Origin of the sequence: Lactobacillus nasalidis, assembly GCF_016587775.1 — a bacterium.
Classification (GTDB): domain Bacteria; phylum Bacillota; class Bacilli; order Lactobacillales; family Lactobacillaceae; genus Lactobacillus; species Lactobacillus nasalidis.
On record NZ_BOCG01000243.1, the window covers coordinates 1 to 6,464 of the forward strand.

The following is a 6,464-nucleotide window of genomic DNA, read 5'->3' on the forward strand; positions in this document are numbered from 1 at the left end:
CTGCTCCAGGCGGCGATGAAAATTCGGATGCCAGGAGAAGAAGGCCGTGCGGCAGGAATGCGGCGGCTGAGCATCAAGTAGACTTTGAGAGACCATTTTAGACACGGCGGCTGAGTGTTTAAAATGGTCTTTTTGCTTAAGTTATTTTCGAAAGGATGCCAACCATAATGAACGCAGTTACCCAAAACCAAGTTGTAGTCGAGACTGAAGGCAAGCAAGACAACCTGCTCCGCCTGCCTTACTTCGTCAGCGTTGAACAGCTGAGTGCTGACGACGTGCTGCACCTGCTGCAAAGAGCGCAATACTTCAAGAACGGCGGCCAGGTTCCAGCTTTGAACAGGACCATCTTCTGCACCAACATGTTCTTTGAAAACTCAACCCGGACCCACACCAGCTTTGAAGTTGCTGAAAGACGCCTTGGCCTGACGGTCATCCCGTTTGACCCGTCCCACTCCTCAGTCAACAAGGGTGAAAACCTGTATGACACGGAACTGACCATGGCATCCCTGGGGATCGAACTCAGCGTCATCAGACACCCAGAAAACGCCTACTACAACGAAATCATCCACCCGCAAGCCGGCCAGCACCTGGAAATGGGCCTGGTCAACGCCGGTGACGGCAGTGGCCAGCACCCGTCACAAAGCATGTTGGACATGATGACCATCTACAACGAATTCGGTCACTTCGACGGCTTGAAGATCATGATCGTCGGCGACTTGACCAACTCCCGGGTTGCCCGGTCAAACATGGAAATTCTGAACACCCTGGGGGCTGAAGTCTACTTCTCAGGTCCAGAATACTGGTACGATGCTGACGAATTCAGCAAGTACGGCACTTATGTCAAGAACATCGACGACATGATCCCAGAACTTGACGTTTTGATGCTGCTCAGAGTTCAGCACGAACGCCACAACGGGGCAGAAGCCAAGACTGAACAGCTTTTTGACGCTAAGGACTACAACGCCGCATACGGCCTGAACCAGCGCCGCTACGACATGCTGAAAGACGATGCCATCATCATGCACCCAGGTCCGATCAACCGCGGGGTTGAATGGGACGGCGACCTGGTCGAAGCACCGAAGTCACGCTACGCGGTCCAAATGCAAAACGGCGTCTTCGTCAGAATGGCCATGATTGAAGCAGTTCTGCGCGGCCGCAAGCTGGGAGGCCTGGAATAATGGCCACCCTTTTGAAAAACGGCCTGGTTTACCAGGAAGGCGAATTCATCAAGGAAGACGTGCTGCTTTCCGGCGGCGTGATCAAGGCCATCGGCGTTGATCTGCCAGCTGGCGACGCGGAAGTTTACGACTTGGCCGGCAAGCTGTTGGCTCCAGGCTTGGTCGACATCCACGAGCACTACCGGGAACCTGGTTTTACCTATAAGGAAACGATCAAGACCGGGTCAGAAGCTGCTGCCCGCGGCGGCTTTACCACGGTCTGCACCATGCCCAACGTGGACCCGGTGCCAGATGACCTGGAAACTTTTAAAGAGCAGGTTGCCTTAAACGAGGCCAACAGCTGCGTGCACTTGAAGCAGTACGGGGCAATCACGAAGGACCTGACCAGCGATGAAGTTGTCGACATGCAGGCCTTGAAAGAGGCTGGTGCCTTTGCCTTCAGCAATGACGGCCACGGCGTCCAGCAGGCCGGCACCATGTATGAAGCCATGCAGCAGGCGGCCAAGGCTGGCTTGGCCATCTGCGAGCACATCCAAGACGACTCGCTTTACCAGCACGGGGTAATGAATGCCGGCAAGAAGGCCGAAGAGTTGGGGCTGCCAGGCATCCTGGGCGTCAGCGAATCAGCCCAGCTGGCCAGAGACCTGGTTCTGGCCCAGGCAACCGGGGTTCACTACCACGCCTGCCACGTGTCAACCAAGGAAAGCGTGGAACTGATCCGGATCGCCAAGGAATACGGCATCAACGTCACCGCTGAAGCTGCCCCGCACCACCTGCTTTTGAGCGAGGAGGAAATCGACGGCAACAACGGTTACTACAAGATGAATCCGCCGCTCCGGTCAAAGGAAGACCAGTTTGCCTTGATCGAAGGGATGCTGGACGGGACGATCGATTTGATTGCCACTGACCACGCGCCGCACAGCCGGGAAGAAAAAGCCGGCGACATGCGCAAGGCAGCCTTTGGGATCATCGGCAACGAAACGGCTTTTGCCTGCCTGTACACGAAGTTCGTCAAGAGCGGGCAGATGGACCTGGCCTTGCTGTTAGACCTCATGAGCTACCAGCCGGCCAAGCTCTTCGGCCTGGACGCCGGCATCTTGGCCCCGGGCAAGGCGGCCGACCTGGCGGTCTTTGACCTCGACCATGCTGAAAAGATTGCTGAGGAAGACTACCTGTCCAAGGGCGTGAACACGCCGTTTACCGGTCAGGAAGTCTACGGCATGACGGCCATGACTTTTGTCAGCGGCAAGTTGGTCTACAAGAACAAGCACCTGGCTGATTAAAGCGCAATCGAAAATAACTAGCAAAAGACAAAACAAGCTCTCCTCTTAGTCAGAGGAGGGCTTGTTTTTGCTTTCTCCGGCGCTGGCATTAAGTGCCTGGCGCTGTTCTTTTTGGTCAACGTGGGTATAAAGATCAGTGGCCGACGTGCCTTTTTGCCCCAGCTGCTGGGCGACCATGACCTGGTCCTTGGTTGCCTGGTAGAGTTCAGAGGCAACCGTATGCCGGAGCTTGTGGGGAGTCAAGGGATGGCCAAAGGCAGCGGAATACTTGCCGACCATTTTCTCAATGGCATTGGTGGTCATCCGGCGGCACTGCCCGTGGTAGCTGGTCAAAAAGAAGGCTTTTACGGCCGCGGGAGCCTGGTAGCGGTCAGCGCGGATTTCCAGGTAGCTCTTTAAGTAGGGCAGAGTCCAGTCAGCCACGGGAACGGAGTCCCGCTGCCCGCCCTTGCGGGTGACGTCGAGAGTGGCTTCTTTAAGGTTGAAGTCTTTGAGGTCGACTCCGGCGCACTCAGACACCCTGATGCCGGTTCCCAGGATCAAGGCAATGACCGCCATGTCCCTTTCCTTGTTCTGGCTGAAAGAGGCCAGGGCCCGGCCGCTGCACTGGGCGGCATACTTTTGGTCCAAAAAGTCCATGAACTGGTATTTGAGATTGCCGGTGTACATGTGGGCTTCCAGAGCGTGCGCCCGGTAGTTCAGGGTCTTGGTGTAGGGCAGGGAGTTGATTTTGAGCATGACGTTGCGCTCAAAGTAAGGCTCGCCGTGATTGTTGTCGGCCGTGATCGTCAGGTACTTGTAAAGGGACCTGAGGGCATTGAGGGACCGGTTGACGGTGGTGGGGGAGTTCAAGTGCCCCTGCTTGTTCTTGCTGTGCTCCAGCTTGTCCAGGTAAAGCAGGACGTCGCTGCGGCGCAGCTTCTCCAGGTCGGCGGGCGCGACTTGGCTGGGGCTTTTGGCTTGGGTCAGGCCTTCAGCAATCAGCCAGCTGAAAAAGCGGCGCATTTCGGTCAGGTACTGGTAGCTGGTGGTCAGGGAGTGCCGGGTTTCCAGCTGGTATTCCTTGACAAAGTCTGGCATCTGAGCCAGTTCCCGGTCAATCAGTGAAAGATATTTTTTGGTTTCCATATGTCTCCTTGCCGCTTACGCGGTGCTGATACTCACTTTCGATGACGCTCATCATTTCTTCGGCGCTTTCCTGGCAGCCGCCGGCCAGCCATTTCTTGAGGATGGCGGTAATGCCGGCCTTGAAAAAATCAGTGTGGTAGTCAATATACTTGTCGTCGAAGAACTGGTTGGCCAGCTTTTTGTCATAATAGACAATCTTGTAGTCCTGGTCAAAGCCCAGCTTAAAGTAGGTTCTGTAGAAGTCGGGCCGCTTCTTCACGTCAGTAAAGAGCTTTAAATAGTTTTCCCGCGAGTTGCCGCGCTTTTCGTGAAAAATGCTGGCGTAGTCCTTGACCATCCATTCGCGGATCTTGTCGACCAGGTCGTAAACGTCCAGGTAATTGGCATAAAAACTGCTCCGGTTCAAGCCAGCCAGCTTGCAGATCTCCGTCACTGAGATCCGGTTGACTTCCTTGCTTTGAACCAGCTGCAGGAAGGCCTGTTCAATTTTTTCCTGTGATTTCTTTCTTTTTTCTGTTTTAGGCATTGATTTTTCTCCGCAAAAAGGTCATAATCCAACAGAAATCATAAAATTGATGACTGCTTTTTATTCTCAGCTCCATTATACTAGTTATCAAATCAAGACAACAGCTGTTGGTTTGAGGAAATTGTTCAAACCATGATTTTTTAACCAAGGAGCAAGTCATGAAAAAAGAAACTTTGCAGGAAATTGTTTTGGGTACGGTTGGCGGCCTGGTCTTCGCGATGGGGATGTGCATGTGTCTCATTTCTGAATGGAATCTCTTCCAAAGCGGGGTGATTACCTCCGTGGTCGGCTTGGCCATCCTGCTCTTGATCATCCCGGTCTACAGAAAAACGCACCCGCGCAAGCCGCACGGCCCGGTCAACTGGGGCATCGTGCTTGCCTGGGTGATCGGCATTGCCGGAGCGCTGCTTATGGGCTTCGGCATGAGCCGGGTGATGCAGGGCAGCCCAAGCCAGAGCGACTTTTTCTTGGGCCTGGCCTGCGGGGTGGCCGGCATGATCGTCTGTGTGCTGGTCTACCCGGTCTACTCATATTTCAGCAATAAGAATTAGCTTGTTTAGTTAGGGATTGAAAGGACCGTAAACATGCAAGCCAAGCAAACAATTTACCGGATCTTTCATCCTAACAAGTGGCTGCTGGCCGTGATCTGCGTTTCAGCGACTGCCTTACTGAATGCCGTCTTCAGCTATAACCTGAAGCACACGCCCCTGGCTCAAGTGGCCTACTGGTACTCCCTGTACGCCTTGATCGTGTTCATCATTGCTTTTGTCAGGGGATGCCGGAAGCTGAGCCGGCTGGTCAAGGAAAAGAGCCGCCTCTACCGCTTCTACCAGGACAACATCCGCATCTTTCACAAGTACAGCCTGCTTGTCGGCTTCTCGGTCAACTTTGCTTACGGGCTGTTGAAGCTGGCAGCGGGCGTTTATTACAGTTCCTGGTGGTTCGTGACTCTGGCCGTGTATTATCTGCTCTTGTGCTCGATGAAGGTGACCTTGCTGAAAAATCTCAAGTCTCCGCTGAAAAAGCAGCTGCTCCGGCTGAAGCACGTCGGGCTGGCCCTTTTGGCCATGGACGTCGTTTTGGCTGGCATCATCATCCTGATTGTCAGCGCGCGGCAGGTCTTTTACTACTACGGCTATCTGATCTATTTGATGGCTCTTTATGACTTTTACCTGATCACCATGGCCTTCATCAACGTTTTCAAATACCGGCGGCATTCGGACGTGGTAGTTTTTGCCAGCAAGTGCATCAACTTGACGGTCGCGATGATTTCCATGATCTCTTTGGAAGTCGCCATGATCTATACTTTTGGCCACAACGACTCGAAGATGAAGACGGTCATGACCCTGTGCCTGGGTGTGGTGGTAGTCGTCGTCAATTCCATCATGGCCACTTCGCTGATCATCAAAGCCCAAAAGGGACTGAAAAAACAAGACTGACACGTAAGCCGCCTTGGACTCTTGAAGGAGCCGGGCGGCTTTTTGCATGCAGGAAAAAGCGCTAGAATTAAGGTGAAATTTATGGCAATGAAAGAGGCAAAAAATGGTGAAGTTTGTTTTGGCAGCCGACAGTTTTAAAGAAAGCTTGTCAGCCAAAGAGGCCTGCCGGGCAATGGTGGCCGGGATAAAGCGGGTCTTTCCGCTGGCCGAGACCGTCCAGGTGCCGATGGCGGACGGCGGGGAAGGGACGGTGGACGCCCTGCTTTCCTGTGAGCCTGGAGAGAAGGTCGAAAAGATGGTCACGGGGCCAGACGGCCGGAAAGTTGCCGCCAGCTACGGCCTGTTCCAAGGCGGCGAAAGCGCGGTAATCGAGATGGCCGCGGCCAGCGGTTTGGGCCTGGTTGACCAGGAGCAGCGCGATCCGCTGACGGCGACGACGTATGGAACAGGGGAGCTGGTCAAGGATGCCTTAAAGCGGGGCGTCAAGAAAATCATCGTCGGCCTTGGCGGCAGCGCGACCAACGATGGCGGGGCCGGGATGGCCCAGGCCCTGGGCGTCAGCTTTTCAGACGCAAGTGGCAAGGAACTGCCTTTTGGCGGCGGCAGTCTGGGCCGGCTGGCCAGAATTGATGCCAGCGGCCTGGATCCCCGCTTAAAGCAGGTTCAGATTGTTTTGGCCAGCGACGTGACCAACCCTTTGACCGGGCCGACTGGGGCTTCTAGAGTATTTGGCCCGCAAAAAGGGGCTGACGAAGCGATGGTTGAAGAACTGGACGGCAACCTGCGGCATTACGCGGCCGTGATCAAAGAGCAGGTCGGCAAAGACGTTGAAAAGCTGCCCGGCAGCGGTGCTGCTGGCGGCTTAGGGGCCGGCTTTTTAGCCTTCAGCTGCTGCCAGATGCGGCCTGGA

At 54.7% G+C, this 6,464-nt stretch carries 7 protein-coding genes; 5 read left to right on the forward strand and 2 right to left on the reverse strand.

Features of this window, described 5'->3' with window-relative positions; genetic code table 11:
- The first annotated feature begins 167 nt into the window (after nucleotides 1–167).
- Both lacNas_RS04060 and pyrC read left to right on the forward strand, forming a co-directional pair.
- The gene (locus lacNas_RS04060; RefSeq protein ID WP_201331833.1) at nucleotides 168–1,178 is read left to right on the forward strand and encodes an aspartate carbamoyltransferase catalytic subunit; all 1,011 of its coding nucleotides are present in this window, start codon (nucleotides 168–170) and stop codon (nucleotides 1,176–1,178) included.
- On the forward strand, nucleotides 1,178–2,461 hold the full coding sequence (pyrC, locus tag lacNas_RS04065) for a dihydroorotase (RefSeq protein WP_201331834.1): 1,284 nt from the start codon (nucleotides 1,178–1,180) through the stop codon (nucleotides 2,459–2,461). The genes lacNas_RS04060 and pyrC overlap by 1 nt, the downstream gene beginning before the upstream one ends.
- Nucleotides 2,462–2,506: 45 nt before the next feature.
- Here the strand turns inward: pyrC and xerS are convergent, their stop codons facing one another.
- A complete protein-coding gene (xerS, locus tag lacNas_RS04070; protein ID WP_201331835.1) occupies nucleotides 2,507–3,589 on the reverse strand; it encodes a tyrosine recombinase XerS in 1,083 nt (360 codons plus the stop codon).
- Nucleotides 3,558–4,115: a TetR/AcrR family transcriptional regulator gene (locus lacNas_RS04075; RefSeq protein ID WP_201331836.1), complete on the reverse strand. Its 558-nt coding sequence runs from the start codon at nucleotides 4,113–4,115 to the stop codon at nucleotides 3,558–3,560. Before lacNas_RS04075 ends, xerS begins: the two co-directional genes overlap by 32 nt.
- Before the next feature lie 158 nt (nucleotides 4,116–4,273).
- Between lacNas_RS04075 and lacNas_RS04080 the strand changes: the two genes are divergently transcribed.
- From lacNas_RS04080 to lacNas_RS04090, 3 genes are all read left to right on the forward strand, one after another.
- On the forward strand, nucleotides 4,274–4,666 hold the full coding sequence (locus lacNas_RS04080) for a hypothetical protein (RefSeq protein WP_201331837.1): 393 nt from the start codon (nucleotides 4,274–4,276) through the stop codon (nucleotides 4,664–4,666).
- A gap of 33 nt (nucleotides 4,667–4,699) precedes the next feature.
- On the forward strand, nucleotides 4,700–5,554 hold the full coding sequence (locus lacNas_RS04085) for a hypothetical protein (protein ID WP_201331838.1): 855 nt from the start codon (nucleotides 4,700–4,702) through the stop codon (nucleotides 5,552–5,554).
- Nucleotides 5,555–5,657: 103 nt separating this feature from the next.
- On the forward strand, nucleotides 5,658–6,464 hold an 807-nt coding region (locus tag lacNas_RS04090; RefSeq protein WP_201331839.1), incomplete at its 3' end, for a glycerate kinase.

What these genes read in the sequence shown, in the direction of transcription:
- lacNas_RS04060 (WP_201331833.1), top strand. Translation starts at nt 168, where the DNA reads ATGAACGCAGTTACCCAAAACCAAGTTGTAGTCGAGACTGAAGGCAAG.
- pyrC (WP_201331834.1), top strand. Translation starts at nt 1,178, where the DNA reads ATGGCCACCCTTTTGAAAAACGGCCTGGTTTACCAGGAAGGCGAATTC.
- xerS (WP_201331835.1), bottom strand. Translation starts at nt 3,589, where the DNA reads ATGGAAACCAAAAAATATCTTTCACTGATTGACCGGGAACTGGCTCAG.
- lacNas_RS04075 (WP_201331836.1), bottom strand. Translation starts at nt 4,115, where the DNA reads ATGCCTAAAACAGAAAAAAGAAAGAAATCACAGGAAAAAATTGAACAG.
- lacNas_RS04080 (WP_201331837.1), top strand. Translation starts at nt 4,274, where the DNA reads ATGAAAAAAGAAACTTTGCAGGAAATTGTTTTGGGTACGGTTGGCGGC.
- lacNas_RS04085 (WP_201331838.1), top strand. Translation starts at nt 4,700, where the DNA reads ATGCAAGCCAAGCAAACAATTTACCGGATCTTTCATCCTAACAAGTGG.